Below are 26,205 nucleotides of genomic sequence, written 5' to 3'. Positions count from 1 at the left end.
GATTTATTATTCTATATTTCTATTAAGAAGGGGTATGTAAAAGATATAATGAAGAAAAAAATTCAACAAGAGAAAGATAAAGTAAAGCCTGTTTTTTATGATCCGAAAGGAAGAAGAAACATAGCTTTTAGTTGGTTGCTATGTATCGCAATAGTTAGCTTAAGTATTGTATTTTATTTTTTCTTTCAAAGTATTTTTTCAACGCCAGAAATTCCAAATATGAATACCGCTGTACAACAAGATAATAAACTTGTACCTATTAATCAAAAACTTAGTGATCAGCAGTTAAAGAAGGAAGAATTCAAACCAAGTACCGAAACGAAGGATAATAAAAATTTGGTTAATACGTCGAACGATAGTAAAAACTCTAAAGAAGTTTATGGTTTTTATGTAAACTGGGATGAAAATAGTACAGCTTCTTTAAAAGAAAATATCGATTCCTTAACTACGTTAGTACCAGAGTGGTATCATTTAAAAGCAGATTTAACGATTAGAAGTGAGATAAAACCTGAGATAGTAAAGTTGGCAGAAAAAAATCAAGTGAAGATTATGCCTTTGCTTACTAACTATACTGAGGAAGCTTCGGGCCCTGATAGTGGACTTGTTCATAAGTTACTGAATTCCCCAGATGATGTAAAGACAAAGTTTATTAATGATTTAGTAAAGCAAGTTGAAAAGAATCGATTTTCGGGTATTAATATTGACTTTGAGGCAATACCCGAGAGCGATAGAGAAAACTTAACAAAATTCATGCAGGAACTTACTACGGTCTTTCATAAACATCATTTGCTCGTTACGCAAGATGTCCCTGCTAATGATACAGCTTTCGATTATGGTGCGTTAGCCAAAGTAATAGATCGAATGATTGTAATGATGTATGACGAGCACTATGGTGCAGGGGCGCCAGGACCAATTGCTTCAAATAAATGGTTCGAACATACGCTCAATGAACTAGATATACCGTCTGAGAAACTTATAGTTGCTTTCGGTAACTATGGATATGATTGGGAAGTGAATAGTAAAGAAGCTGCGAAGTCTTTAACTTTTTCAGAAGTTATGGCAATGGCTCACGATTCAAATATAAAAATTCAATGGGATAAGATGAGTGGAAACCCTTATTTTCGATATAAAACAGAAGGGAAAGAACATACTGCTTGGTTCTTAGATAGTGTTACTCTTTATAATCAAGTGAAAATAGCAATGAACAACAATGCAAAGGGGTTTGCACTATGGAGATTAGGAGCAGAAGATCCTACTATATGGAAAGTTTTAAAAAATCCGATTGAAGTACAAAATAACCCTGATGCATTACATAAAATTGCTAGTTTAGATGAAGTGAATTATTCAGGACAAGGTGAAATTTTACAGATTGAGAATGAAAGACAAAATGGATTAAGAGATTATAAAGCAGGTAAAAATGGTTATCTTACAGATGAAGTATATCAATCATTACCATCTGCATACGAAGTGCAACGTTATGGAAAACCAAAAGGAAAACAAGTAGTATTAACATTTGATGATGGACCAGATCCTAAATACACACCGGAAATTCTAGATATATTAAAAGAGAATAATATAAAAGCAGCTTTTTTTGTACTTGGTGAAAACGCGCAACTAAATGCTAGTATTGTGAAAAGAATATACGATGAAGGACATGAAATAGGTAATCATACCTTCAAGCATCCTAACGTAGCTAATACGTCTTTACTACGAACAAAAGTAGAGCTGAATACAACGCAACGTCTAATTCAAGAAATAACTGGACATTCTACTGTTTTATTTAGGCCACCATATGAAGCGGATGCTAATCCAGATTCATCAAATGAAATAATGCCTATTTTGCGTGCGCAAAATATGAACTATACAATGGTGGCAGAAAAAGTTGATCCTGAGGACTGGGCGACGCCATCAACAAATGAATTGGTAAAGCGTACTCTTAATCCGATTTATAAGGGAGAGGGAAATATTATTCTTCTTCATGATGCAGGAGGGAATCGTACCCATACGGTAGAGGCGCTACCGATCATTATTAAAGACCTTAAAAAGCATGGATATAGTTTTGTAACAATTTCAGATTTAATGAATAAAGAACGCGATGAAGTTATGCCACCTGTTTCTTCTGAGGGTAAGCAATATTTACTTTACAATAAAGCTGTCTTTTCAGGAGCGGGATATGCAAAGCATATATTAACAACGATTTTTTATATTGCTATTGGATTAGGTATTTTTCGATTCCTATTTTTAATTTATTTTGCATACAAGCAGAAAAAGACAGTAAGCGCTCGCTTATTTACTAATTCTTCTTATCAACCTTTCGTTACTGTTGTCATAGCAGCATATAATGAAGAAAAGGTGATAGCTAAGACGATTCGCTCCATTTTGGATAGTGATTATAGAGAGTTTGAAGTTATTGTTGTGGATGACGGATCGAAAGATGGTACGTCAAAAGTAATGGAAGAAACATTTTATAAGCATCCTAAAGTTCGTTTAATTCAGAAAGAAAACGGCGGGAAATCATCGGCAATGAATTTAGGGTTTCAGCAATCACGAGGAGAAATCATTGTTACGTTAGATGCGGATACTATTATTGCACAAGATGCTATTTCTTTAATGATTAGACACTTTGAAGATCATAATGTAGCGGCAGTTTCAGGGAATGTTAAAGTTGGAAATAGACGGAATTTATTGACTACTTGGCAACATGTTGAGTATATTACAGGATTTAACTTAGAACGTAGAGCTTTTGATGAGTTAAATTGTATTACAGTTGTTCCTGGAGCGATTGGAGCATGGCGTAAAAAGAATGTAGTTGAATCTGGTTATTTAAGCGAAGACACATTGGCAGAAGATACGGATCTTACTATTACATTTTTACGTCAAGGACATAGAATTGTATATGAAGAAAAAGCATATGCTTTTACGGAGTCACCTGAAGATGTGAAAAGTCTCATTAAACAACGATATCGTTGGTCATACGGTACACTCCAATGTCTTTGGAAACATCGAAAAGCGCTGTTTCATTCCAAACATAAAGCATTAGGATTTATTGCATTGCCCAATATGTGGTTATTCCAATATGTTTTGCAATTTATTGCACCTTTAGCAGATATATTAATGATTATGGGGCTTTTTGGTAGCAATCCGCTAAAAGTATTAGGATTTTATCTTGTATTCTTTGTCATAGATCTTCTCGCTTCACTATTTGCATTTAAATTAGAGAAAGAGAATCCAAAACCATTAGCATGGTTAATTTTACAACGCTTTATTTATCGTCAATTTATGACGTATGTAGTCATTAAATCTATATTCTCATCGATTCGAGGAGTAGCAGTAGGGTGGAATAAACTAAAGAGAATGGGGAGTGTTAAACATTCCACGGAACATAAGGAGGCATCATAAGAGAGCAGATTATCTGCTCTCTTTTTCATTGATTTTAGCTAGTTGAATATAGAGTAGTAACATAAAACCTTCTGCTTCCATAACGAAATTTCTATTCATTACTGATAGTGAAACGTTATGTTAAGACACTCCTTTGTTTTCGGGGTAAAGTTTTTTTATATTTTTTTAAAATGACGGACACAAAAACATATATGCTTACGAATTATATATATGGATATCATTAATATTTATATAAAAGGGGAGAAAGAAACATGAAAGAAAAAAAAGAAATGTATGTAGAAATCGCTGAAGTATTAAAGGTATTGGCACATCCTGTCCGTTTATCCTTAGTAAAAATAATGCTTGCAAAAGGCGCTACAAATGTAACAACAATGTATGGGAATTTACAAATGCCCCAAAGTACAATTAGTCAACATTTATCCAAACTAAAGGCTGCTAAAATCGTAACAGGTACTCGAAAAGGATTAGAAATTTATTATGAGGTAACGGACAATCGTACAAAAGCGATATTAGCAAGCTTAGTTTAAATGCTGACTTTCTAGACTTCAAAATTAAGAAGATGCTACGAAAGTAGTTCTGTGGTTATAATTTTTAAGAGTTTTATACAAGAGCTATATTTATAAGAATATGTAATTTTCTTTCCCTACAGTTAGTTTTTTTGAGAAGTCAGCGTTTTGTTAGCTTCATAGTGATGTGACGATGCATAATGACTATGAAGCTAACAAAATAAATCTCCCAAAAGAATTTTTTGTTTTGGGGGATACTGCCCATGCCTATCAGCCTAATAATTTTATAACACCGCAAAACGAGAGAATGTACATTTTCACATGAAGATGCACATTCTCTCATTTTTGATATAGTTGTATTTTTTAGCTTGATAGCCATATGTGTACTACCACGAATAGAACGGTACCTTTTATATATTTTCTTTCGTAATAGTAACCCCATATTCCCTATAAAAATCTAAAATTGCAGATGGATTCACACCCAAATCTAATAGATTTTCCGGAAAGTAAATTTCAGAATCTGGAACCACAATATCAGATGTTTGTAAAATGTTCTCTGCTTGGACAGCTGCTCCTAAAGCGGTAAGATGGGTCTGTCCTAACGGATCTGATATGTTCACACATCGACTATGCAATACACCAGTAGCATCATAACCTTTAAGGTGAATAACTATGTTATGTGCACTTCCTCTTCCGGGTTTATAGAGAATATTTTTCCGCAAATCGGTAAATTTTTCTCCGCTAATCATTTTCCAAATCCCTGTATTCACCAGAGAGACCAGTCCATATGTAGATATTTTACTATCAAAAGCAATACGAAAGTTAGCCGAAACAGCATGAATTGATTCTGGCAGGGTTACGTGATCAGGAGTATCCAAACGATAACATTTGGTTATATAACCGTTAGGAAAGCGGACTTTGATTGGATCAGTCATTGGATAAGCCTGTCGCATTCCCTCTCCAGCTTTAACTTCAAATGGAATAGTTAACCGGTCCATATATGCTGTTGAATTTGGCCCTGCTTTGTCTTGAAGAGAATATAGTGCGTTGATATCAACCGTAACCTCTTGAAGATCTTTTGAATAAATTTTAGCAAAAAGGGCTGCTGTCCCTCCCATCCACCCTGAAGCTAATACAACAGGGGATTGGACCTCAACATTTTTTAATCGATCAATAGAACTCTTAAAGCGTTCAGTCCAACGAGTAATGTCAACCAATGGAAAATTTTTTCGAACTGCAGATAGAAGTAGTCTATCTTGCGGGTCATTAACTGCATTAACAACTACTGTGAAATTATCATCCAAATTTCTTAAAGGATCATCTGTTGTATTGTCTACATTGACTATTTTTACTCTCTCTGATTCAAAAGGTAACGTTTTCCCTAAGGTTCTTCCCCCTAATCTAATTTCCAAATCAGGATGTCGATCATGTAAAATTTGAGCAATTTGACTACCAACAACACCATACCCACCAACAATTAACACAGTTTTCTTATTCATCTGAAACCTCCATTTTAATTAGTATGAGATTATAAGTTTAAATGATTAAAAACTTAAACATTTAAACATAATGTCGCTAAAAAAAGGGACAAAAGGTGTCCCTAAACTATAAATGAGTACCTAATTCTTACATTCATCTTCAACTAAAGAAACAAGTTCTTTTAAAAGATTTATTGTTTCATTAAATTCAAGACAATAATACATTTCAGTGCCTTTTTTCTGAACTCGAAGTAACCCTGATTGTTTCAATATTTTCAAATGATGAGATACAGTAGGTCTTGACATGGGAATATTCTCCGCAATTTGCGTCACATTCAAGCTATCTTTATCAATTAAAAGCGATACAATTTGCTGACGAGTTGGATCTCCCAACCCTTGGAAACATGGTCTTAAATTTTCTAAAATATGCATTACTTTATCATTACAGTTCATTTCGTTAACATTACCTTCCGTTTAATAATTTAATCATTTAAACGTATTATAAATTACATTACTATCTAGTGCAATAAAGAAGTAGCACCAACTTTAAGCATAAATATAGAAAGTTTCATAAACAACCATTTTTGATTTTCCAGATTTGTAAGAATGTCGGTTCTTTTTTCTGTAACAATTGCCAAATCCATTCCAGCTATAACCAGGATAAACACACGAAATTCACGAAACCTATATCGGATTGTATCAAAAGCTTCCAACTCAAGTGATCCTGCTTCGCTTGTTTATCCTCCTACAGAAAAACGGGTGAAAGTTCCACTGTTAAGAGAAAAAGACAGTCTTTAATATTTTAGGTATGGAGAAAAGTGTTCTTTAATGGTAGAATCAGGTAACTCTAAAGATCATGTTGAATTGTTTAATGAAGCTGTGCGTAATGAAGGATTAAGGAAACTGGAAAGAATTGTAATTATACATTGGCACTGGGATCATATTTTAGGGATGCATGCAGTGGAAGGAATTACAATTGCCCACAAAAGAACGAATGATAAATTAGCAGAATTGGCTATGTGGGAATGGACAGATTCTGAAATGAAAAAGAGAGTAGCAGAGGTTGAGATTGAATTTGTAGATACTTGTATACGTAAAGAGTATCCTTTGTTATCTGAAATAGGAGTAGTGACTTCCGATATTTCCTTCAACGGTTATATGGAAATTGATTTAGGAGGTATTGTTGCACAATTACATCATGTAACCTCTCCACATAGTGACGATTCTGTTTACATATTTGTACCTCAAGAAAAAGTATTATTTATTGGCGATGCTGTTGGAGTGGATTATTATAATAATTGCCACTTAGATAAAGAAAAATTGAGGTCTTTAATTACAGCGATGGAAGGATTTGATTTTGATATTTGTGTAGTAGGGCGTGCTGAGCCAGTAAGCAAATCAAATCTTGTTAATATCATGAATTTTCTACTGGAACGTTAAGAAAGATTGTGCCCCCATAATTCTAGTTTTCTTCTTTATTAACTCTTAAAAGTATGAATCTATATCAAATGGGGGTAATCTATTTTCTTAACTTAATAGTTATGTGACAATACTCCTATTACAAAATTTCAAAAGAATTCTTTGTATAGAAGATGTAACAAAGTAGGTAGAATTCTTTTAGTCATTTAATCTTTTCATCTGATGATCTTTTCCCCATTCAAATAGTTCATTCATAATATGCATTAAAGATTTTCCGTGTTCACTTAGTGTGTACTCAACCTTTGGTGGTACTTCTTGATATACGGTACGATGGATAATCCCATCAGCTTCAAGTTGCCGCAGTTGCTGTGTAAGAACCTTTTGTGTAAGGTTTGGAATTTCTCGTTTAATTTCATTTGTTCGCATTTTTCTATCCATCAAAACACATAAAATATAAACTTTCCATTTTCCGCCGATTACATCGAGTGTCGTTGCAATTGGGCAGTCATCATTTTGATTCATAAAACACCTCCAAAGGTACCTCAAGGTTCCTATAGTACCTGAAAGTACGTACTTTTCAATTATATGTGACTCATTCATACTAATACTAAAGGGTTTGAATTATTTATAAGGGGGAAGAAAATATATGAAAACACTTGTAATTGTAGCACATCCTGATATTGAAAAGTCTCGAATTAATAAAAGATGGGTAGAAGAACTTGAGAAACATTCTGATGAAATTACGGTGCATGAACTATATAAAGCGGCACCAAATTGGGAGTTTAATGTTGAAGAGGAACAAAAGCTATTAGTAGAACACGACCGATATATATTTCAATTTCCATTCTACTGGTACAGCTCACCACCACTATTAAAAAAATGGTTTGACGATGTATTAACATATGGATTTGCTTACGGATCTAAAGGGGATAAAGTGAAGGGAAAAGAGTTTGGTGTAGCTATTTCTATAGGTGGATTAGAAACAGACTATGAAAATAGCGGGATCACAATGATTGAGTTGACGAAACCATTTCACGCTACAAGCTTATACACGGGAATGGAATTTATACCTTCGTTTTATTTATATGGTGCAGAATATAAGCTAAGTGATGAAGAGATTAATAATAGTGCGCCTGAGTATGTGCAATATGTGATGAATAAGAAGTATTCTAATATATAAGGAGAAATAGCCATTTACTTGATAAGTAGATGGCTATTTTTAAATCCCGCTATTTGTGGACAGCAGGACTCCTACCTCAAAAATCAGCGAATACGAGGGAGTTAGGTGAGATTTGGGCTGCCTGCAAAAGCCCGATTGGTGAGGGCTGATTAAAGTTTCACTTTATTCGTTTTAAATTCACTAAGTGTAATCTTTAGTAAATTAATAGTTAATCTGATAAAATAAAAACCCTAACATATATAAAGGGGAGTTTTACTTGAGAACGATGCGACAATTATTACAAAAGAGAGCAATGCAATCACCAAATTTGGAAGCGCTTGTAGGCGGAGAAAAAAGATATTCATTTCAGCAGTATAATGAACGAGTAAATCAGTTTGCGCATTATTTGTTACATAACGGTGTGCAAAGAGGGGATCGTATAGGAATCTTATGCAAAAATAATCACCCGTTTCCAAGCGTTATGATGGCAAGCTTAAAAATTGGAGCGGTATTTATTCCGCTAAATCATCAGCTTACTGTTTATGAACTAGAAACGATTGTAAAAGAAGCGAAATTAAAAGTATTAGTTATTGATGAAGAATTTAGTGAAATTTTATTAAAAATTGATGCCGTTAAAGAAATTCCTTATGTAATTAAAACGACAAAAGAAGGCTTCGGTTCATTTGAATTAAAATTACAAGAACAGCCGATGACAGAACCGAACGTAGAAGTTCATGAAGATGATGATGCAATTTATTTATTTACTTCAGGAACGACTGGACAGGCAAAAGCATGTGTAATTGGTCATAAAAACTTACATCACTATTTTGCTGAGGTTGCGGGACAAAGAGAAATTCCAGCAGGTGAACGCTTTTTATCCGTGCATCCATTGTTTCATATGAGTGGCGTGCTTTCTATTTTAAATTGCATTTATCATGGTGTTACGATGATTTTCTTAGCTGATTCGAATCCTACTCTTATTTGGGATAAGATTGAAGAAGAGAAAATTACTACGATGCTTGCATTCCCGGCTGTTTATAGCTACATGCTTGATGAACTAAATAAAAAAGAACGTAACATTTCAACCTTTAAAGTAGCACAAAGCGGTGGAACAAAAGTGCCAGAAACGCTCATTCAAAAATATTTGGAAAAAGGAATCTATATGGTGCAAGGCTATGGTAGTACAGAAGGTTGGGTTGTAACTTCATGGCATCCAATGATGGGAAAAGAAAAGATGTCTTCTGTAGGGAAAACACTAAAACATGTAGAGTTAAAAATTGTTCACCCAGAAACAGGACATGAACTAACAACAAATGAAGTTGGAGAGATACATGTAAGAAGTCCATACATGTTTAAAGGGTATTGGAATAATGAAAAGGCGACAAAGAAGGTAGTAAAAGATAATTGGTTTAACATGGGCGATGCTGGCATGATAGATGACGATGGATTCTTGCATATTATGGGAAGATATAAAGATGTTATTATACGCGGTGGTGACAACGTATATCCAGACCAAGTAGAAGATATTATTCATGAAATACATGGTGTTTTAGAAGTTGCAGTAGTTGGAGTTCCCAATGATTTTTGGGGAGAGGTTCCAACAGCGTATATTGTAAAAGACATTCAAACATTTTTAACAGAAGAAGAGATTATGCAGCATTGTAAAGAAAAATTGGCAAGCTATAAAATACCAGAAGTTGTATTTATGGAAGAATTACCGAAAAATGCTTTAGGGAAAGTGTTGAAGAGGGAATTAAGGGATGCTTTTTTTGCGAAATAAAAAGGGTATTAAATAATGAGAAATCCAGTTATGTAGTATGTATAACTGGATTTTTGTTTATAAAAAACATAATAATTTACTAAATTTTGTATTTTGTGTAAGATGATAAAGAATATTCAATCAATAACCGAGGGTGAGATATAAATGAAACTTCAGGTGAATGTATTGAACCAGGGGTAGGGGAAACGAAGTGGTGAAGAACGACCTTACAGTTATCAAAAATTTATTTGGCTCTTCTAAAAAAGTATTAAATGGCTTACCAAATGCAGTCACAATTGAAGAAATAGAAGAGGATGTTCTTTATGATGTACAAACTTATACAGAGAAGATATGTAGATTTGAAGAGGTTTGTTTTAACTGGGAGTTAAAAAGAGCGAGTATTGTATTAAACAAAAGGTTTAATGGTTATAACTCAAGTGCGAGAGTGTTACTTGATGCAGGTTTTTCTTTGCACGCAGCAAAAATAGAAGTGTGTAGAGGGTTAAACAATGTAGAGGCGCTTGAAAAACAATATACATATTGTTCAATAGAAGAAACATTATCAGAAAAAGAATTTAAATATATTTGGGAACAATGTATGTTGGATTCAGGGAATCAAACTTCAATTTTAACTATCGATGAGCATTTTTATTCAGTGCAAACAGAGTTAGGTAAGGGCTGGGAAAAGTCATGTATTGTTTTTTATGATAAAAATGAGCCAATTGGTATGTCCATACCGCATATAGAATCTGGAACAGAAAGTGAAGGACGGTTATTTTATTTTGGGGTAATGCCTTATTGTCGCGGGAAAGGAATTGCTTCCCAACTACATCTTCAATCTCTACATATGTTAAAGGAAATGGGTGCTACTTATTATATTGGGAGCACACATACGTCGAATCAAAAGATGCAGAGGATATTTTGGAGAAATAATTGTTTGTTGAAAACGGAGATAGAGCTTTATTATAAAATTTTTAATGAGGGTTAGAAAAAGCCCGGCATATAACCGGGACTTCTCCTTATCTATTCAACACTTCAATATATGAAGCATTTCCCGTTGTTCTTAAAGCGGAGCGAAAATTATTATTTTCTAAAGTCTCAGCAACTTGTTTTAATTGCTGCGCATCATCGTGGTGAATAAGTAAACTGTCTGCGCCACTTTCTTCTATATGAATGTGTTCGACATTTCCAATCGCATCATGTACAGCTTTTAAAAATTCAGGTTTCATATTGTCCTCCTATATGTATGTAACGTTGTTATTTAGTATTTCCTTATTTATGAAATATAAAAGTAAATGAAAGGAGAAATGAAAATGAATATAACGCAGTTTAACGAACATATAAAATCGCTATTTGGAGAGCATCTTCATAAATACGGCGATGATGAATATGGTTATACTCATATAAGTAAAGAGGAGTTTCATAAAATCGGTTACACAACAAATTTGACACTAGAGACGATTGAGGAAGCGTATAAAAATGGAGTCGATATGATAGTTACACATCATGCTCCTTGGAGTTTTTTGTTTGGCATGGAAGAGGCTTGTATTGAGAAATTAAAACAATATGAAATGAATCATTTTTGGATTCATTTGCCGTTAGATTTTGTTGAATTTGGTACGTGTACGTCATTATTTAAGGAAATGGGGATAGATACAATTCTAGAATACTCTACGTATTAGGAAGAGGAATTACCTGGAATAGGAGAATTTGAAGAAGCGATTGCATTTTCAAACTTGGTTGAAAAACTTGAAGAAAGAATGGAAGAGAAAGTGAAGAGCTGGAGGAATCACGATAAACCAATAAAACGGATTGCGATTTTAACTGGTGCAGGTAACAATACAAATTTGATTGAGCGAGCATTAGAAAAAGGTTGTGATACGTATATAACAGGAGAAAAAACATTATATACAGTGCAACATGCAAAATTTAAAGGTATCAACTTAATAGTAGGTAGCCACACATTTACAGAAGTGTTTGGTGTAGAAAGTTTGGCTCGTAAATTACAAGAGAGAGATCGTGCAATAGAAATTACTAGATTAAATGAAGATCATTTGGAATAAAGAAATCGCATCGCAATATCATAAATGGAATGAATTATATGATGAAGTAATGAAAGTGTAATTTGTTATATTAAGATGGGTGGGAGGAATCCCCTTATGTCTGTCAAATAATAGTAAAGTTTCCTTTTGAATTAAGGGAATATTCAGAGTGTAAGGGTGAGGGAATGGACATTTCAATAATCGCTGCACAACTAGTTAAAGAGAAGGTTATTTTACATTATCCAAAAAACATGAAAGGTTTGAACGGGGGAACGACAAGTACGATATATTTGTTGGATGAACAATACGTTGTAAAACTGAATGAATCGGATGTAATACGTGAAGAAGCTTATTTTCTTCAGTTTTATAAAAAGAATGATGCGTTTCCAAAGCTTTTATATAAGGATCCGTTAAGTCGATATATTGTTTATTCATTTCTTGAGGGGACTACTTCGTGCAAATCTGGCCATAAACGAAGTATACTGTGCAAACTTGTAAAGGATGTTATCAATAAGTATGAAAAAATTCCAAAGGTGAGTGGCTGGGGATGGAAGGACAGTACGGTTCAATCTTGGAATGAATTTTTAACAGTAACTGTGATGGAAGCTCACGAAAATGTAAAGTCGTACATAAGTGATGAAGAATGTAGACTTGTTTTTAAGTTAGCAAATAGTCCGAATAGAGGGGCTGGAATAGATGAGCCATTTTTATTACATGGCGATTTCGGATTCCATAATTTTATAGTTCAAGAGAATAGGTTACATGGAGTAATTGATCCTTTACCAGTATTAGGAGATCCTATATACGATTTAATTTACGCGTTTTGTTCAACTCCGGAAGATTTAACGAAAGAAGCAATTGATTATGTGATGAAACAAAGTGTATTTCATAGAGAAGACCGTAATTTATATGAAGAAATGGTCATAGGTTTATATTTGCGGATAGATACGTGTTTAAGACACCACCCGAAAGATTTAGAAGATTATTTAGCAGCTTGGCGTTATTGGATGGGCGAGGTTGAGACTACTTTATAGCACAAATATTTTTGGGGAGATGGTGAGATGAATATTGCAGAAGCGAAAAAGGATTTAGCAATCAAAACGAAGAGAGGATTACCGATTATATTAGCTGGTGTTTTATTTTGGATGGTTATGAGTATAACGGGCTTTGTTCTTTCTGAAAAACAAGTGGTGTGGGTATATTTAATCGGTATGGGATGTGTGTTTCCTGTCGGCTTAATGATAGCTGCTATATTGAAAATTGATATGTTTGCGAAAGGAAATCCGTTAGGGATTTTGGCAGGATTAATTGGTGGGATAAATGTATTGAATATTCCGCTTGTATTACTTGCCTATTTTCAATTTCCAGAATGGTTACCTTTTGTAGTAGCAATGTTAATAGGTGTTCATTTTATCCCGTACGTATGGATTTATGAAAGCAAAAGTTATGGTCTATTGTCAGTAGGGACTGTATTCGTGACGTCAGTTTGCGGGATTCTGTTTGCAGAAAAAGGATTTACGGTGATTCCATTGTCGGTTACAGCTGTTTATTTACTTACTTATATAAGTTTATTAATTGAAAATAAAAAAGCAGATCAGTATCAACAAAAATCAGCTTAATAAAAATATAGGGATAGGGGGAATTATGATGAAAAATTTCGTTTGTACAACGTGTGGTGTGGAGTATGCAGCGAGTGTAGAGGAACCGGTGAGTTGTCATATTTGTGATGAAGAAAGGCAATATGTGAATCCGAAAGGGCAGTCTTGGACGACTTTAGAAAACTTGCAAATAAGTGATACATATAAAAATGAAATAATCGAAGAAGAAAACGGGCTTTATAGTATTACGACAAAACCAGGGTTTGCGATCGGTCAAACAGCATTTGTAGTGAAAATAGAATCATATCGATTACTATGGGACTGCATTACTTATTTAGATGAAATGACAATTGCGAAAATAAAAGAGCTTGGCGGATTAGATGCAATTGCATTGTCTCATCCTCATTATTATTCAACGCAAGTAGAATGGGCAGAGACATTTGATGTACCAATTTATATACACGAAGATGATAAAGAGTGGGTGATGCGCCCGAGTAGTCGTATTATTTATTGGTCTGGTGAGTCTTTACAATTAGCTGATGGATTGGTCATTCATCGTTTAGGAGGTCATTTTAAAGGTGGATCTGTCTTACATTGGGAAGAAGGTAATGATGGAAAAGGAATTTTGTTAACAGGTGATATTATTCAAGTTGTAGCGGATGAGCGATGGGTAAGTTTTATGTACAGCTATCCAAACTTAATTCCATTACCAGCGAGAAAAGTGGAAGAAATGGTGAATCGAGTGAAGCCGTTACAGTTTAATCGTTTATACAACGCTTTTCATCGCGTAGTAAAAGAGAATGCAAATGAGGCAGTGGAACGTTCTGCTGAAAGATATATTAAGGCGGTAGAAGGAAAGTTATTTCATACGTAAAAGGAGAGCAAGTCTAATGAAAACGTTAGTATGCTTCGGTGATAGTATTACAGCTGAAGATGTATTTTTTGATGGTACACCTAGATTAACACCAAGGTTACAAAGGATATTCTCAAATTGGGAAGTGGTGAATGCAGGTGTTCCAGGTGATAATACATTCGATGCGTTAAATAGGATTGAAGAAGATGTATTATCACATAAACCAGATTTCGTAACAGTTTTTCTTGGCACGAATGATGCAGTTTCTTTTTCACAAGGGTCATTACAAGCATACAAAGAAAATTTAGAGAAGATTGTGAACCATATTTCGTCAGGTAAAGTACTGCTTATTAGTCCTGCACCAGTTGATGAAGAAAGACAGCATAATAGAACAAATAAAGTGCTCGGTCAGTATGCAGACGTGGTAGAGGAAGTGGCGAAAGAAACAGGAAGCTATTTTCTAAATTTGTATGCTGAAATGATTCAAGAACGGAATTATAAAACATTTGTAGAAAATGATGAAAGAGATGGGCTACACTTTGGACCAGAAGGGTATGAGTATGTAGCGAAGTTGATTGGTGAAAAGTTAAAAGGGATTTTATAAAAAAGCAAAGCGATATCGCTTTGCTTTTCATTGTTTTTAGTAGTCAATCTAGAAATGCTTGCTGCAATGCTTTCAGTCCATCGCTGTAGATGCTATGAAACAGATTTATTGCCTCTTCATCACTAACCTCTACAGGGGTGAAAGTGCCAGACCACTCTACTAATGATGTGTTACTTTCAGTACCTTCTTTCACCTGGATTGTAGATAGATAATTAGTGACTGGGAATGGTGCATTCATGATTGAATACGTGTAGTAGCGTTCTTTCTCATTGAATACTTCTAAGCGTTCTATAATCGTATCACCATCTGGATTAGCTAGGTGACGTACACGACCGCCTTCCGTTAATTTACTGCTAGGTATATAAGGTAACCAGTCTGGAAGGGAGTTGAAACCGCCTATTAATTGCCATACTTGTTCAGGTGAACCGAACACTTCCATAGATGTAGTAGTATGTGCCATGTTCATTACGCTCCTTTTTATCTCGATATTTGCGAGCAAATAATCAGTGGGGGATGACCCCACTGATTAAGGTTTCAAATTATTTTACGTTGATTGGTAGTGGTGCATTAGGTGCTACTAGTTTTTGTTCGCGCATTTCTTCCCAGAATGCTACTGGAATTATTGTGTTTAAAGCGTTTTGATCTTCTACAATTCGTTCTGGTTTACTTGCACCAGGAACAACAGCAGCAACTGCTGGATTTGCTAATGAAAATTGTAATGCAGCAGCTTTGATGCTGATTTCGTGACGATCTGCAAGAGCTTTGATTTTCTCAACTTTTGCAATAATTTCTGGCGATGCTTTTTGATATTCGAAGTGAGCACCTCCAGCAAGAATACCTGAGCTATATGGGCCACCAACAACAATATCCATATTATGCTTAACAGCTGCAGGCATTACTCGTTGCAATGCACGCTCGTGGTCTAGTAATGAATAACGACCAGCTAGTAAAGATATATTTGGCTTCGCTTCTTCTAAATCAAGCATAAGTTCAATCGATTCTACTTTGTTTACTCCAAGTCCCCAGCCTTTAATGACGCCTTCTTCACGTAAGCGTGTTAGCGCACGGAATGCTCCTGTTCGAGCAATTTCAAATTGTGAAATCCACTCATCACCATAAAAGTCTTGTGCTAAATCATGAATGAAAACAAAGTCTAGTCGATCTGTTTTTAAACGTTTCAAACTTTGCTCGATAGAACGAAGTGTTGCATCTGCGCTATAATCATTGATCATTTTATTTTTACGACCAAATTCGAAGAGTCCACCTTTTTCACCTAAATCACGTGCAGATGGATCTTCTAGTTCATCTGAAATCGTTCGACCTACTTTTGTGCTTAAAAAGTAATCATCACGATTTCTTTTTGATAGTGCTTCACCAAGACGAATCTCCGCTAAGCCAGATCCATAAAGTGGAGCTGTATCAAAGTAACGAACGCCATTCTCCCAAGCAGCATCCACTGTAGCGATTGCTTCTTCTTCTGGGATATTACGGTACATATTTCCTAGTGGTGCTGTACCAAAACCGATTTTTTCATTTAGTAATTTACTCATTATAGATATCCTCCTAAAATATATTTGAAAATCAATATATATATCATTTTATTGTCTGACAAAAGGCATGATAAAAGTATATAAACAGTTAAAAAAGTACGTTAGCACTAAAAGATAACATGGGTAATTTCTAACACTGCATGACTCACTCAACTCTTACAAATGCTATTATGAAATGTATTTTACATAATGAAAAGTACGTACTTTAAAGTGATATAGATACTAAAAAGTAATACAGGTACTTTTTGGTGCCGTACTACTCATCTGCTGTTTACGTATGCTATTATGAAACATGTTTAATACAATAAAAAGTACGTACTTTAAGGTGCTATAGATACTTAAAAGTAATATTTAAATCTTTAGCTTAATTGCCTTATAACATTATTAAAGGAGATTTTTATATGAAAACATACAATATTCCTGTAGAGGCGACTTTAGAGGTTATCGGTGGGAAGTGGAAAGTAGTTATCCTTTGTCATTTAAAGAAAGACAAAAAGAGAACGTGCGAATTAAAACAATTAATGTCTGGTATTACGCAAAAAATGTTAACACAACAATTACGGGAACTAGAAGAAGATGGTGTAATCGAAAGAAAAGTGTATAACCAAGTGCCACCAAAAGTAGAATACTCTTTAACTGATTACGGTCATTCTTTAGATTCTATACTCGATTCTCTTTGTAACTGGGGAGAAAATCATCTTGAAAAGAATGGTAACACGTCTATGCTTATAACAGTAGCTGAATAAAGAAGGAAAAAACGAACGAGAATATGTTCGTTTTTTCTTTTTGTATAGAAGGAGATTTTTAAGCGGCATAATTCCTTTTTGGTAATATAGGTACTTTTTTGTGCTGTAGGAACTAAAATGTACCGTATAGAAAATTAGTTATTTTTACGTAACAATAGAGAAGAAATTTAGAAAAAAGGAGGGAGATCGCGTGAAACAATATAATATACCGATAGAAGCAACTTTAGAAATTATCGGTGGAAAATGGAAGGTCGTCATTTTATGTCACTTAACGAAAGGAACGAAGCGAACGAGTGAGTTGCAGCGTCTAATTCCTGAAATTTCTGTTAGAATGTTGACGCAACAATTACGTGAGCTGGAAGATGATGGTGTAATTACACGTGAAATCTATAAAGAAATTCCACCCCGAGTAGAATACTCCTTAACTGATTATGGGTGGTCTTTGCAAAATGTATTAAATCAATTGACCGTATGGGGAGAACAATGCATAGATAGAAAAAATAGTAAAGTTAAGTGAAATCTCTATATGTAATACTAAAAAACACCACCTAATGACGAGGTGGTGTTTTTTAGTATAAAAATTTAGAAAGTAAAAGTAAGGATCTATACCATATTAACGACTGTTTTAGCCGTGATGAATAATTGATTAAGGCTTTAATAGGTACTTAAAAGTGCCTTCATCACTTTAAAGTACGTACTATGCTTCATAATATAACCGTTTTATAATGACACTCGTAGCAAGAAGTCATAATGGTTTTAAGCTATGTTCAAAAAAACTTATTAACTAGTATAGTTTTTTGTTCAATTTTTTTAGTAGGAGATGTCTATATGGTTGAAGAACTTTTTTATAAAAAAATACTTAAAAATCTTTTTTTAGATCCAGTTCAAATTACACTTTGGAATGGAGAAACAATCCAATATGGAGAAGGGGAACCTCAATTTCATGTAACATTCCATAAGCCGCTTTCCAAAAAAGAAATCGCTAAGGATCCTTCTATTGCATTCGGTGAAGCATATATGAATGGGGACCTTGAAATTGAGGGGAATCTTGAAAAAGCAATTCAATCTATTTATAAAAGGCAAGATAGCTTTTTAGGTGATAGTAAGTTGCAATATTTCAAAAGTAAATGGAATTTTTCAAAACAAAAAAATAAAGAAGATATAGCTCACCATTACGATATTGGGAACGATTTCTATAAATTATGGCTTGATGAAACAATGACGTACTCTTGTGCGTATTTTCAAAATGAGCAAGATTCTTTAACGACAGCTCAGCATAATAAAGTGAATCATATTTTGAAAAAGTTGAACCTTCAAAAAGGTGATACGCTATTAGATATTGGTTGCGGGTGGGGTGAGCTCATTACAGCTGCCGCTAAGCAGTACGGTGTGAAAGCGATGGGGGTAACGTTAAGTGAGGAACAATATGCTAAGACTTCCGAGCGAATTAAAAAAGAGGGACTTACGGATTTAGTTGAAGTATCTTTACTTGATTACCGCGATATTAAGAATCGTAAATTTGATAAAATTGTTAGTGTAGGTATGATTGAACATGTAGGGAAAGACAACATTACGCAATACTTTGAGACAGTGAATGAACTGCTAAACGATGGAGGAATTTCGCTTCTTCATTGTATTACTTCTCCGGCTAATGGTGGTGCTACGAATGGTTGGATTGAAAAGTATATATTCCCTGGCGGATATGTTCCTGCTGTTAACGAATTAATCACGAACATGACAAACGAACAATTTTTCATTGTTGATGTGGAAAGCTTACGCAGACATTACGAGAAAACATTACAACATTGGGCCCGAAATTTTGAAAACGTACTGGAGGAAGTTCGCAAAACGAAAGATGAGCGATTCATTCGTATGTGGCGCTTATATTTAAATGCATGTGCAGCTTCGTTCTTCACAGGTAATATTGATTTACATCAATTTGTATTTACAAAAGGCGTAAATGATACAATTCCTATGACACGTTCATATATGTATAAATAAGATCAAATAATCTCATCGTAAAAAAATATATATAAATTAACAGATATATAACTTAAAGTAAAAAGCCGGGATGAAAATCGAAAATGATTTCTATCTCGGTTTTTTATTTGGTATATAACTTTAAGTGTAAAACTATATACTTTTTGTTTTGAAGGTATATAATAAATGTAGAAACAAAAATTTATGAGCAAGGAAGTTGAAGAACATGACATTAACAATGGGCTTTATCGGATTTGGGAAATCAGCTAACCGTTATCACTTACCTTATGTAAACACACGTAAAAATATAAAAGTAAAAACAATTTTTGCACGCCAAATTAATGAAGAATTAGCGGCTCCATATGCGGAGAAAGGTGTTTATTTCACTACTGATTTGGACGAATTGTTGAATGATGAAGAAATTCAAGTAGTGACAATCTGTACGCCAGCGCATACCCACTACGAATTGGCGAAAAAAGTTATACTTGCTGGGAAATCAGTTATCGTTGAAAAACCATTTTGCGATACAGTTGAACATGCGAAAGAATTATTAGCTTTAGGACGAGAGAAAGGTGTAGTAGTTATGCCTTATCAAAACCGTCGTTTTGATGGTGATTTCTTAGCTGTGAAGCAAGTTGTGGAACAAGGATTCCTCGGTGATATTGTTGAGGTCGAATCACATATTGATTATTTCCGTCCTGGTTCAATCACTCACGAAGGTCTAAAAGAAGAAGGTTCATTTTACAGTTTAGGTATTCATACGATGGACCGTATGATTTCACTATTCGGCCGTCCGGATACGGTGACATACGATATTCGTAATAATGAAGTGGAAGGTGCGGTTGATAATTATTTCGATGTTGGTCTACATTACGGCAATCAGCTGAAAATTAAATTGAAAACAAACCATGTTGTAGCGAAAGATTATCCACGCTTTATCGTTCATGGAACAAATGGTTCATTTATTAAAAACGGTGAAGATCAGCAGGAAAATGATCTGAAAGCGGGTATTATGCCTGAGAGTGCAGGATTTGGTGAAGATTCGCCGATGTACTATGGAATTGCTAAATATCGTAACGCAAACGGTGATTGGATTGAAAAACAAATTAAAACGCCGCTTGGTGATTACGGTCGTTTCTATGATGCAGCGTATGAAACAATCGTAAATGGTGCACCAAAACTTGTGAAAGACGAAGAAGCAGTAACGAATATTGAAATCTTGGAAAACGGATTTGCTGCTCCATCACCTTCTGTTTACAAACTTGAGGCTTTACATTTGAATGAATAGAAGAGGGAATACAGTATAAAGGAGGTATGGAAATGGCAAGTGGATCAACACAAGTAAAATACCTCGGCATTTACCAAAAAATTAAACAGCAAATTTTAGACAGCGAATATAAAATTAACGAAAAAATCCCGAGTAGCCCCGTCCTTGCTGAAGAATTTAGCGTTTCAGCACTTACTATTAAAAAAGCGCTGGATTTGTTAGTCAGAGATGGCTACATCATCCGCAGGCGTGGAAGTGGAACCGTGGTTCAAGATTGGCGTCAACAGGAAAAGGCACGAATGATTCAAACTTTAACAGGTACGAAAGCTGTTTACGGCAGTGAGGTAGAAAGTAAAATTATCGAGTTTACGATTGTCGGTGCCGATGAAATTGTTGCTGAAAAATTGGGAGTTTTAATCGGTGATTTCGTCTATAAAATCATCCGCCTTCGAATCATCCACGGCATTCCGACGATTATGGAGCATACGTGGATGCCGATTTCGGTCATCCCAGGTGTTGAAGCTTCCGTTTTAGAGGAATCGATATACTCACACATTCAAAATAAACTTGGTCTTGAAGTAGGGACATCCGTTGTCAGGGTTAAAGGAGTTCGACCAGATGATCGAGAAAAGCAGTTTATGAACTTAACAAATCAAGATTTCCTAATGAGAGTTGAACAAGTGGCCTACTTAACGGATGGACGCACATTCGAGTACTCTTACGCCGATCATCTACCAGAAACCTTTGAATTTGAAACAGTTATTACCGCAAAAAGTTATAAAGAGACATAAAAAAGGTTGAGGCAAGTAGTGTCTCAACCTTTTTCTATGTCTTCGATAGAATTTACACAAATAGAGGAATAGGTATCCCGCTATTTGAGGGCAGTGAGACTCCCACCTCAAAATTCAGCGAAAGCAAAGAGGTTAGGTGGGAGTCTCACTGCCCATAAAAGCCCGATTGGTGAAGGCTAATAATCAGTGGGGGATGAACACCCCCCACTGATTAAAGTTTCACTTTATTATTCATCAGCTGTAATAAGCATGGATGTGTTCCCGTTTTTTTCAAGATGACCTTCTCCCCAAGCGCAGAGGGAATCGAGTATGGCTCCTAAAGATGAACCGTAATCTGTTAAAGAATACTCTACTTTCGGTGGTACTTGATCATATACTTTTCTTTGGATTACATCGTCTTCTTCCAGTTCACGTAATTGCTGTGTTAACATTTTTTGTGTAATACCAGGCATTAAACGTTTTAATTCACTCGTTCTTTTTGTTCCTTTTTTTAAATGACAAAGGATAACAACTTTCCACTTTCCACCAATAACTTCTAAAGTCGCTTCTACAGGAATATTATATGTTTTCATAAAAAAACTCCTTTGATGAATTTAGATGACAGTTTTGGGCCTACATACGTTTGAATACTAAAATTATTTCTTTTTAGTGCCTATAACACTTTAAAGTGCGTACTATTTATTGTGCTAAATATCGTTCATAATAACCAATGTAAGAGAGGAGTAAACAGAACATGAATAGAAAGTTTATATGTTACTTTTTAGTACCTATAATACTTTAAAGTGCGTACTATTTATTGTGCTAAATATATTCCATAATAGCACATGTAAGCAAGAAATGAGTATAATATACTTTGAAGTGCATTTGAAATTGGTGAGAATAATAACTATGGGGACATTCACACAAAAGAAAACGATTTGTTACGTTGATAGATTTAATCCAAGACTTAACAGTTGATTAATCTAACTGTAAAGTTTAAAATTACAGTATAGTTTTAAGAAGTAAGTTGTCATCGTCTGTAAAATGTAGATACAGTAATTGTATGAAAGCATCATTTTAAAAGGAAACGGATAGTTGAGATAAATTAAACATTGTCGAATAAATAACATTACGTGAATTTGATTCTAAACTGTAATTTTTTTTAATACATTTCAATAATCCATATTTAAAATAATTGTACGTTTGATAAAGAACATTAAAGGAGTGAATAAAATATGGTGATTTTATATACGACAGCAAGCTGTGGTTCATGCCGAAAAGCAAAAGCATGGCTTGAAGAGAATCAAATTGATTATACCGAAAAAAATATCGTATCAAACTCTCTTACAGTCGATGAACTTAAATCAATTCTTCGTTTAACTGAAGAAGGGGCTACTGAAATTATTTCAACTAGATCCAAAATTTTTCAGGAATTAAATATAAATATCGAGGCGCTTTCGCTTAATGAATTTTATAAATTAATAATTGAGTATCCTCAAATGTTACGCCGCCCAATAATGTTGGATGAAAAAAGATTGCAGATTGGTTTTAACGAGGAAGAAATTCGTAAATTTTTACCACGTAGCGTTCGAACAGTTCTGAACATAGAATTGCAAAAGTTGGCTAATTAATAAGTAATATTTCTTAAAGGGAATTTTTGAAAGGAGGAAGCAAGAGATGATTGAAGTATGCGTTACAGTGAATTATAAAAATAGAAACTATCAAACAAATGTTATTGTGAGCAAAGATACGATCTGGACAAAAATTAAACAGTTGGCAGAAGAACAAGTCAAGAAACAGTGGGGTTTTTAAGTTTGATTATTTAAAAAGTGAAGTTATAGGTTAGAGATTCTAGCTAAATCCAAAATTTTTCAGGGATTAAATATAAATAAGTGAAATTTTTTGAAAGGAGGAAGCAAGAGATGATTGAAGTATGCGTTACAGTGAATTATAAAAATAGAAATTATCAAACAAATGTTATTGTGAGCAAAGATACAATCTGGACAAAAATTAAACAGTTGGCAGAAGAACAAGTCAAGAAACAGTGGGATTTTTAAAATTATTTTTAGACTTAAAAAACATAAATGATAATAGGTAGTTCAAAAAGATAAATGTAACTAATAGACATCGGTGAGCTCGTATAGAATATAAATGAATGTATTTCTTCATAGTAAAAATTATTTATAAATCTTAACGTTTGACAAACCTATCTGTAATATTTATAGTTACAGTAAGTTGAAAAGTGATTAGCAATTTATATCGTAGGAGGAAGACCATGAACAGTGACTTTACCTTGGCCATTCACAGTTTAACTTATTTAGCACTACAGCCAGACCGGATGTCAACAAGCAATGCTATTTCAGAAAGTGCAGGTGTTCATCCAGTACGCATTCGCAAAGTGCTAAGTTTGTTAAAAAAACATAAGTTTATACAATCAAAAGAGGGAATTGGTGGAGGTTTTATTTTCGCTCGAGATTTAAGTGAAGTTAATCTCTGGCATATTTATCAAATAACCTCAGAAGGTGCTTTGCAACCTAAATGTCCAGAATCGAATGACCAGTGTATTGTAGGCTCGAATATGCGAAAAGTTCTTTTCACTATTTTCTTAGGTGCTGAAGAACATCTAGGTGAATATTTAAAGAACTATACGATGAAAGAAGTAGTCGATCTAATCAATCAAGAACGATAAACGGCTTAATTTCTATATAGCCGTGGAGTTCTTAATGTTTAAATGTAATGAAAAACATTACAGTTCGAGTTGTTTTGTGTATCTTGTTTGTCGTCTCTAAAAAACGAGGAACGAATCCTAATAAATTAATACTAAAATCATTTCTAGGAAGGTGAAAAAGTATGATGTCAAATAATCCTGTTTTAAAAGTAGGAGATTGGGTTCGAGGAATATCAGTAGAGGGTGAATTAATACTTGGTTATATTGAATCATTTGATCATGTAGGGGAAGTAGTTAAGGTTAATGTTGTTAAATGTGACAACAGGGATACAATAAGTAGAACAATGTCCTTTTTAAGTAAACACGTAAAAAAACTCCCTGAATCAAAAGCAATAAACAAGGAACAAATCCTTTATCTTATAGACCTTGCATTATTAACAGGGGATGAAGAATGGTTTATCAAGCTTTCTTCCAAATTAAATTCGATAAACGAGCTAGTGAATGGGGGAGTTTAAAAATTATATTAAATATAATTTCTTTTGGAATCTTTAGTTGTGATAAAATCAATTGTTTTGTGTGAAAAAAAACCATTAAATTAGGGAGTTCAGGAGAAATTTAATAACATGATTTATAAAATTAATATTTTAAAGTAAAAGCATTTCTTTGTAATGAGAAATGCTTTTTATTTTTGTTGAAATGAAAAGGATATTTTGTTAACAATAATAATATAATAAAAAACAACTAATATTTATCGTTAAAAAATAAATTATGTGATAAAATCATTTTGTTATTAAATAAGCGAGGTGCTTTTATGAAACAAGTTACGACACTCTTTTTAAAGCTAGCTATTATTTTTATAGGAATCCTAGTCCTTGTATTGTGCATATTTTTGGTGCCTAAGATTGGGGATTTTGCTGGAGAATTGTATCCAAATATTGCTTATATGAAATCTCTCGTTTTAATCGATATGTACGCGGCAGCGATACCTTTTTACCTTGCTCTGTATCAAGCATTTAAACTTTTAAGCTATATTGATAAGAACGAAGCGTTCTCGGAATTATCGGTAAAGGCTTTAAAGAATATTAAATACAGTGCCCTCACGATTAGTACCTTGTACTTGCTAGGTATGCCACTCTACTATCTTATGGCGGCAAGAGTTGACCCTCCAAGTTTTATACCAATTGGATTGGTTATTATTTTCGCCTCTATGGTAATTGCCGTTTTTGCTGCTGTTCTACAAAGACTTTTACAAGAAGCTATTAATATAAAATCAGAAAATGATTTAACGGTCTGAGGTGGAGGATATGGCAATCATTATTAATATTGATGTGATGTTAGCAAAACGAAAAATGAGCGTAACGGAGCTTTCAGAGAGGGTTGGGATTACGATGGCAAATCTTTCTATTTTGAAAAACGGGAAAGCAAAAGCGGTTCGTTTTTCAACATTAGAAGCGATATGTAAGACTTTGAATTGTCAACCAGGTGATATTTTGGAGTATAAAAGAGACGAAGAGAATCAATAAAAATAGACAATGATTATTTTGTAAATAAGCCTTCCATATGGGGGGCTTATTATATTTTTCGGCTTAGCGTAGTTTTTGTAAAATGCTAGCGGGTTTCCTTATTGTCATCAAGTTAAAAAACGTATTGTCCGAAAAATGAGTTCAATTCTTATAGAAAACTTTGGTGGAAAAGAGATATCCCTTTCCAATAAATGTATATAAATTCGATATTAATAATTTATATCCCGAAAATTTATTTTTCTATTTTGGAAATATATTCATTAATTATTTATTACAATAGTTTTAGTGTATGAGGTGGAATGTATTAAATAACTAGTATATCTTAAAGTAATGGAAAAAATTACTGCATTATGGCTGAAATTCATTATATATTGAAAATTTTTCCTGGTGAAAAATCTGAAAATATAAAAATATTAATTTTATAAATATACACGTTATAATGAGGGCGTCGAGAGAAATTTTATTATCTCTGGAGAAAATATAAAAAATGCGATTACTAGTAAGAAAGGTGTTTGATTAGAGGCGGAAATGTATGTAAAGTGCTTCAGTGGCTTGTGTAATCAATACCATAAATGCTGCCGAAGTTATTAAAGTGATGTGTAGAATTGAGAAAGAAATGCCTCATAAATGAAGAGAGGCCGGTTTAGCTGAAATTACTGTTATAAGTAAAAAAAGAGAAACCACTAAAGTAATACACTGTTATTAGAAATGTTGCAACGTATTTATGAAGTCTATTCTATATTGTTCTCTTAAGGGTTCTTTATATAAAGAGCGGATACTACGAGTAAACTTTTTTGTTAACGCTAACAATTATATTAGGACGCTAACTAGCGAATGTTTCAATTTGGATTCATTATGATGAAGGACATGCAATGTGGGGCAAC

At 34.0% G+C, this 26,205-nt stretch carries 28 protein-coding genes and 2 pseudogenes; 23 read left to right on the top strand and 7 right to left on the bottom strand.

Features of this window, described 5'->3' with window-relative positions; all coding sequences use genetic code 11:
- The first annotated feature begins 48 nt into the window (after nt 1–48).
- Both DPQ31_RS16915 and DPQ31_RS16910 read left to right on the top strand, forming a co-directional pair.
- Complete coding sequence (locus DPQ31_RS16915) at nt 49–3,399, top strand: trifunctional glycoside hydrolase family 18/polysaccharide deacetylase/glycosyltransferase family 2 protein (RefSeq protein ID WP_208730763.1); 3,351 nt, start codon at nt 49–51, stop codon at nt 3,397–3,399.
- Between the two features lie 251 nt (nt 3,400–3,650).
- Nucleotides 3,651–3,926, top strand: coding sequence for an ArsR/SmtB family transcription factor (locus DPQ31_RS16910; RefSeq protein ID WP_000660068.1), 276 nt, complete (start codon nt 3,651–3,653; stop codon nt 3,924–3,926).
- Between the two features lie 389 nt (nt 3,927–4,315).
- On the opposite strand, the gene DPQ31_RS16905 is transcribed toward DPQ31_RS16910, so the two are convergent.
- Nucleotides 4,316–5,404 (bottom strand): saccharopine dehydrogenase family protein, encoded by a 1,089-nt coding sequence (locus tag DPQ31_RS16905; protein ID WP_098911673.1) that lies wholly within the window; start codon nt 5,402–5,404, stop codon nt 4,316–4,318.
- Nucleotides 5,405–5,524: 120 nt separating this feature from the next.
- The gene (locus tag DPQ31_RS16900) at nt 5,525–5,836 is read right to left on the bottom strand and encodes an ArsR/SmtB family transcription factor (RefSeq protein ID WP_208730762.1); all 312 of its coding nucleotides are present in this window, start codon (nt 5,834–5,836) and stop codon (nt 5,525–5,527) included.
- Nucleotides 5,837–6,205: 369 nt separating this feature from the next.
- Here DPQ31_RS16900 and DPQ31_RS16895 point away from each other — a divergent pair.
- Nucleotides 6,206–6,823: pseudogene (locus DPQ31_RS16895) on the top strand (MBL fold metallo-hydrolase); the annotation flags it as partial.
- Nucleotides 6,824–7,000: 177 nt separating this feature from the next.
- Here the strand turns inward: DPQ31_RS16895 and DPQ31_RS16890 are convergent.
- Complete coding sequence (locus tag DPQ31_RS16890) at nt 7,001–7,324, bottom strand: winged helix-turn-helix transcriptional regulator (protein ID WP_208730760.1); 324 nt, start codon at nt 7,322–7,324, stop codon at nt 7,001–7,003.
- 124 nt (nt 7,325–7,448) lie between these two features.
- Here DPQ31_RS16890 and DPQ31_RS16885 point away from each other — a divergent pair, with 124 nt between their 5' ends.
- The 3 genes from DPQ31_RS16885 (at nt 7,449) to DPQ31_RS16875 (ending at nt 10,708) form a co-directional block, all read left to right on the top strand.
- On the top strand, nt 7,449–7,982 hold the full coding sequence (locus tag DPQ31_RS16885; protein WP_087970313.1) for an NAD(P)H-dependent oxidoreductase: 534 nt from the start codon (nt 7,449–7,451) through the stop codon (nt 7,980–7,982).
- A 256-nt stretch (nt 7,983–8,238) separates the two neighbouring features.
- Complete coding sequence (locus DPQ31_RS16880) at nt 8,239–9,741, top strand: class I adenylate-forming enzyme family protein (protein ID WP_199632191.1); 1,503 nt, start codon at nt 8,239–8,241, stop codon at nt 9,739–9,741.
- A 190-nt stretch (nt 9,742–9,931) separates the two neighbouring features.
- Complete coding sequence (locus DPQ31_RS16875; protein ID WP_199634277.1) at nt 9,932–10,708, top strand: GNAT family N-acetyltransferase; 777 nt, start codon at nt 9,932–9,934, stop codon at nt 10,706–10,708.
- 31 nt (nt 10,709–10,739) lie between these two features.
- On the opposite strand, the gene DPQ31_RS16870 is transcribed toward DPQ31_RS16875, so the two are convergent.
- Nucleotides 10,740–10,949, bottom strand: coding sequence for a hypothetical protein (locus DPQ31_RS16870; protein ID WP_000801649.1), 210 nt, complete (start codon nt 10,947–10,949; stop codon nt 10,740–10,742).
- Between the two features lie 84 nt (nt 10,950–11,033).
- Here DPQ31_RS16870 and DPQ31_RS16865 point away from each other — a divergent pair.
- From DPQ31_RS16865 to DPQ31_RS16845, 5 genes and pseudogenes are all read left to right on the top strand, one after another.
- A pseudogene (locus DPQ31_RS16865) lies at nt 11,034–11,783 on the top strand (Nif3-like dinuclear metal center hexameric protein).
- 164 nt (nt 11,784–11,947) lie between these two features.
- Complete coding sequence (locus tag DPQ31_RS16860; protein WP_087948726.1) at nt 11,948–12,796, top strand: phosphotransferase; 849 nt, start codon at nt 11,948–11,950, stop codon at nt 12,794–12,796.
- A 27-nt stretch (nt 12,797–12,823) separates the two neighbouring features.
- Nucleotides 12,824–13,381, top strand: a complete 558-nt coding sequence (locus DPQ31_RS16855) for a DUF7010 family protein (protein WP_087948727.1) — start codon at nt 12,824–12,826, stop codon at nt 13,379–13,381.
- A gap of 25 nt (nt 13,382–13,406) precedes the next feature.
- Nucleotides 13,407–14,234, top strand: a complete 828-nt coding sequence (locus DPQ31_RS16850; protein ID WP_087948728.1) for an MBL fold metallo-hydrolase — start codon at nt 13,407–13,409, stop codon at nt 14,232–14,234.
- A gap of 16 nt (nt 14,235–14,250) precedes the next feature.
- The gene (locus DPQ31_RS16845) at nt 14,251–14,817 is read left to right on the top strand and encodes an SGNH/GDSL hydrolase family protein (protein ID WP_087970316.1); all 567 of its coding nucleotides are present in this window, start codon (nt 14,251–14,253) and stop codon (nt 14,815–14,817) included.
- A gap of 43 nt (nt 14,818–14,860) precedes the next feature.
- Here DPQ31_RS16845 and DPQ31_RS16840 read toward each other — a convergent pair whose 3' ends face one another.
- Together DPQ31_RS16840 and DPQ31_RS16835 are read right to left on the bottom strand one after the other, a co-directional pair.
- The gene (locus DPQ31_RS16840) at nt 14,861–15,277 is read right to left on the bottom strand and encodes an SRPBCC family protein (protein ID WP_097959805.1); all 417 of its coding nucleotides are present in this window, start codon (nt 15,275–15,277) and stop codon (nt 14,861–14,863) included.
- 79 nt (nt 15,278–15,356) lie between these two features.
- On the bottom strand, nt 15,357–16,367 hold the full coding sequence (locus DPQ31_RS16835) for an aldo/keto reductase (protein ID WP_097959806.1): 1,011 nt from the start codon (nt 16,365–16,367) through the stop codon (nt 15,357–15,359).
- A 401-nt stretch (nt 16,368–16,768) separates the two neighbouring features.
- Here DPQ31_RS16835 and DPQ31_RS16830 point away from each other — a divergent pair, with 401 nt between their 5' ends.
- The 5 genes from DPQ31_RS16830 (at nt 16,769) to DPQ31_RS16810 (ending at nt 21,151) form a co-directional block, all read left to right on the top strand.
- Entirely contained in the window at nt 16,769–17,113 is a 345-nt protein-coding gene (locus DPQ31_RS16830; RefSeq protein WP_087970319.1) for a winged helix-turn-helix transcriptional regulator, read from the top strand.
- Nucleotides 17,114–17,303: 190 nt separating this feature from the next.
- On the top strand, nt 17,304–17,630 hold the full coding sequence (locus DPQ31_RS16825) for a winged helix-turn-helix transcriptional regulator (RefSeq protein ID WP_098911667.1): 327 nt from the start codon (nt 17,304–17,306) through the stop codon (nt 17,628–17,630).
- A 311-nt stretch (nt 17,631–17,941) separates the two neighbouring features.
- On the top strand, nt 17,942–19,114 hold the full coding sequence (locus DPQ31_RS16820; RefSeq protein ID WP_098911666.1) for a cyclopropane-fatty-acyl-phospholipid synthase: 1,173 nt from the start codon (nt 17,942–17,944) through the stop codon (nt 19,112–19,114).
- A 205-nt stretch (nt 19,115–19,319) separates the two neighbouring features.
- On the top strand, nt 19,320–20,381 hold the full coding sequence (locus DPQ31_RS16815) for an oxidoreductase (RefSeq protein WP_208730759.1): 1,062 nt from the start codon (nt 19,320–19,322) through the stop codon (nt 20,379–20,381).
- 32 nt (nt 20,382–20,413) lie between these two features.
- Nucleotides 20,414–21,151: a GntR family transcriptional regulator gene (locus DPQ31_RS16810; RefSeq protein WP_000146294.1), complete on the top strand. Its 738-nt coding sequence runs from the start codon at nt 20,414–20,416 to the stop codon at nt 21,149–21,151.
- A gap of 227 nt (nt 21,152–21,378) precedes the next feature.
- Here the strand turns inward: DPQ31_RS16810 and DPQ31_RS16805 are convergent, their stop codons facing one another.
- Nucleotides 21,379–21,723 carry a winged helix-turn-helix transcriptional regulator gene (locus DPQ31_RS16805; protein ID WP_000860824.1) on the bottom strand — a complete coding sequence of 115 codons (345 nt, stop codon included), beginning with the start codon at nt 21,721–21,723 and terminating at the stop codon, nt 21,379–21,381.
- A gap of 642 nt (nt 21,724–22,365) precedes the next feature.
- On the opposite strand from DPQ31_RS16805, the gene spxA reads away from it, so the two are divergent.
- The 7 genes from spxA (at nt 22,366) to DPQ31_RS16770 (ending at nt 25,321) form a co-directional block, all read left to right on the top strand.
- Complete coding sequence (gene spxA, locus DPQ31_RS16800) at nt 22,366–22,761, top strand: transcriptional regulator SpxA (RefSeq protein ID WP_000236192.1); 396 nt, start codon at nt 22,366–22,368, stop codon at nt 22,759–22,761.
- A gap of 46 nt (nt 22,762–22,807) precedes the next feature.
- Nucleotides 22,808–22,942, top strand: a complete 135-nt coding sequence (locus DPQ31_RS16795) for a BA3454 family stress response protein (protein ID WP_000573527.1) — start codon at nt 22,808–22,810, stop codon at nt 22,940–22,942.
- 110 nt (nt 22,943–23,052) lie between these two features.
- Nucleotides 23,053–23,187 (top strand): BA3454 family stress response protein, encoded by a 135-nt coding sequence (locus tag DPQ31_RS16790; RefSeq protein WP_000573526.1) that lies wholly within the window; start codon nt 23,053–23,055, stop codon nt 23,185–23,187.
- A gap of 218 nt (nt 23,188–23,405) precedes the next feature.
- Nucleotides 23,406–23,819, top strand: coding sequence for an Rrf2-family transcriptional regulator SaiR (gene saiR, locus DPQ31_RS16785; protein ID WP_001083461.1), 414 nt, complete (start codon nt 23,406–23,408; stop codon nt 23,817–23,819).
- A 161-nt stretch (nt 23,820–23,980) separates the two neighbouring features.
- The gene (locus DPQ31_RS16780; protein WP_000987479.1) at nt 23,981–24,313 is read left to right on the top strand and encodes an IDEAL domain-containing protein; all 333 of its coding nucleotides are present in this window, start codon (nt 23,981–23,983) and stop codon (nt 24,311–24,313) included.
- Between the two features lie 296 nt (nt 24,314–24,609).
- On the top strand, nt 24,610–25,092 hold the full coding sequence (locus DPQ31_RS16775; protein WP_087970325.1) for a DUF2975 domain-containing protein: 483 nt from the start codon (nt 24,610–24,612) through the stop codon (nt 25,090–25,092).
- A gap of 10 nt (nt 25,093–25,102) precedes the next feature.
- On the top strand, nt 25,103–25,321 hold the full coding sequence (locus tag DPQ31_RS16770) for a helix-turn-helix domain-containing protein (protein WP_000974630.1): 219 nt from the start codon (nt 25,103–25,105) through the stop codon (nt 25,319–25,321).
- The last annotated feature ends 884 nt before the right edge of the window (nt 25,322–26,205 follow it).

It is taken from the genome of Bacillus sp. COPE52 (assembly GCF_003355115.1).
GTDB lineage: Bacteria > Bacillota > Bacilli > Bacillales > Bacillaceae_G > Bacillus_A > Bacillus_A toyonensis.
This window is presented reverse-complemented; position numbering and strand designations above follow the sequence as displayed.

Bases quoted from the DNA above. Each gene is read 5' to 3' on its own strand.
- DPQ31_RS16860 (WP_087948726.1), top strand. From the start codon at position 11,948: ATGGACATTTCAATAATCGCTGCACAACTAGTTAAAGAGAAGGTTATT.
- DPQ31_RS16850 (WP_087948728.1), top strand. From the start codon at position 13,407: ATGATGAAAAATTTCGTTTGTACAACGTGTGGTGTGGAGTATGCAGCG.
- DPQ31_RS16840 (WP_097959805.1), bottom strand. From the start codon at position 15,277: ATGGCACATACTACTACATCTATGGAAGTGTTCGGTTCACCTGAACAA.
- DPQ31_RS16900 (WP_208730762.1), bottom strand. From the start codon at position 5,836: ATGAACTGTAATGATAAAGTAATGCATATTTTAGAAAATTTAAGACCA.
- DPQ31_RS16870 (WP_000801649.1), bottom strand. From the start codon at position 10,949: ATGAAACCTGAATTTTTAAAAGCTGTACATGATGCGATTGGAAATGTC.
- DPQ31_RS16775 (WP_087970325.1), top strand. From the start codon at position 24,610: ATGAAACAAGTTACGACACTCTTTTTAAAGCTAGCTATTATTTTTATA.
- spxA (WP_000236192.1), top strand. From the start codon at position 22,366: ATGGTGATTTTATATACGACAGCAAGCTGTGGTTCATGCCGAAAAGCA.
- DPQ31_RS16810 (WP_000146294.1), top strand. From the start codon at position 20,414: ATGGCAAGTGGATCAACACAAGTAAAATACCTCGGCATTTACCAAAAA.
- DPQ31_RS16805 (WP_000860824.1), bottom strand. From the start codon at position 21,723: ATGAAAACATATAATATTCCTGTAGAAGCGACTTTAGAAGTTATTGGT.
- DPQ31_RS16835 (WP_097959806.1), bottom strand. From the start codon at position 16,367: ATGAGTAAATTACTAAATGAAAAAATCGGTTTTGGTACAGCACCACTA.
- DPQ31_RS16855 (WP_087948727.1), top strand. From the start codon at position 12,824: ATGAATATTGCAGAAGCGAAAAAGGATTTAGCAATCAAAACGAAGAGA.
- DPQ31_RS16905 (WP_098911673.1), bottom strand. From the start codon at position 5,404: ATGAATAAGAAAACTGTGTTAATTGTTGGTGGGTATGGTGTTGTTGGT.
- DPQ31_RS16770 (WP_000974630.1), top strand. From the start codon at position 25,103: ATGGCAATCATTATTAATATTGATGTGATGTTAGCAAAACGAAAAATG.
- DPQ31_RS16890 (WP_208730760.1), bottom strand. From the start codon at position 7,324: ATGAATCAAAATGATGACTGCCCAATTGCAACGACACTCGATGTAATC.
- DPQ31_RS16820 (WP_098911666.1), top strand. From the start codon at position 17,942: ATGGTTGAAGAACTTTTTTATAAAAAAATACTTAAAAATCTTTTTTTA.
- DPQ31_RS16830 (WP_087970319.1), top strand. From the start codon at position 16,769: ATGAAAACATACAATATTCCTGTAGAGGCGACTTTAGAGGTTATCGGT.
- DPQ31_RS16910 (WP_000660068.1), top strand. From the start codon at position 3,651: ATGAAAGAAAAAAAAGAAATGTATGTAGAAATCGCTGAAGTATTAAAG.
- DPQ31_RS16885 (WP_087970313.1), top strand. From the start codon at position 7,449: ATGAAAACACTTGTAATTGTAGCACATCCTGATATTGAAAAGTCTCGA.
- DPQ31_RS16815 (WP_208730759.1), top strand. From the start codon at position 19,320: ATGACATTAACAATGGGCTTTATCGGATTTGGGAAATCAGCTAACCGT.
- DPQ31_RS16795 (WP_000573527.1), top strand. From the start codon at position 22,808: ATGATTGAAGTATGCGTTACAGTGAATTATAAAAATAGAAACTATCAA.
- saiR (WP_001083461.1), top strand. From the start codon at position 23,406: ATGAACAGTGACTTTACCTTGGCCATTCACAGTTTAACTTATTTAGCA.
- DPQ31_RS16790 (WP_000573526.1), top strand. From the start codon at position 23,053: ATGATTGAAGTATGCGTTACAGTGAATTATAAAAATAGAAATTATCAA.
- DPQ31_RS16780 (WP_000987479.1), top strand. From the start codon at position 23,981: ATGATGTCAAATAATCCTGTTTTAAAAGTAGGAGATTGGGTTCGAGGA.
- DPQ31_RS16845 (WP_087970316.1), top strand. From the start codon at position 14,251: ATGAAAACGTTAGTATGCTTCGGTGATAGTATTACAGCTGAAGATGTA.
- DPQ31_RS16915 (WP_208730763.1), top strand. From the start codon at position 49: ATGAAGAAAAAAATTCAACAAGAGAAAGATAAAGTAAAGCCTGTTTTT.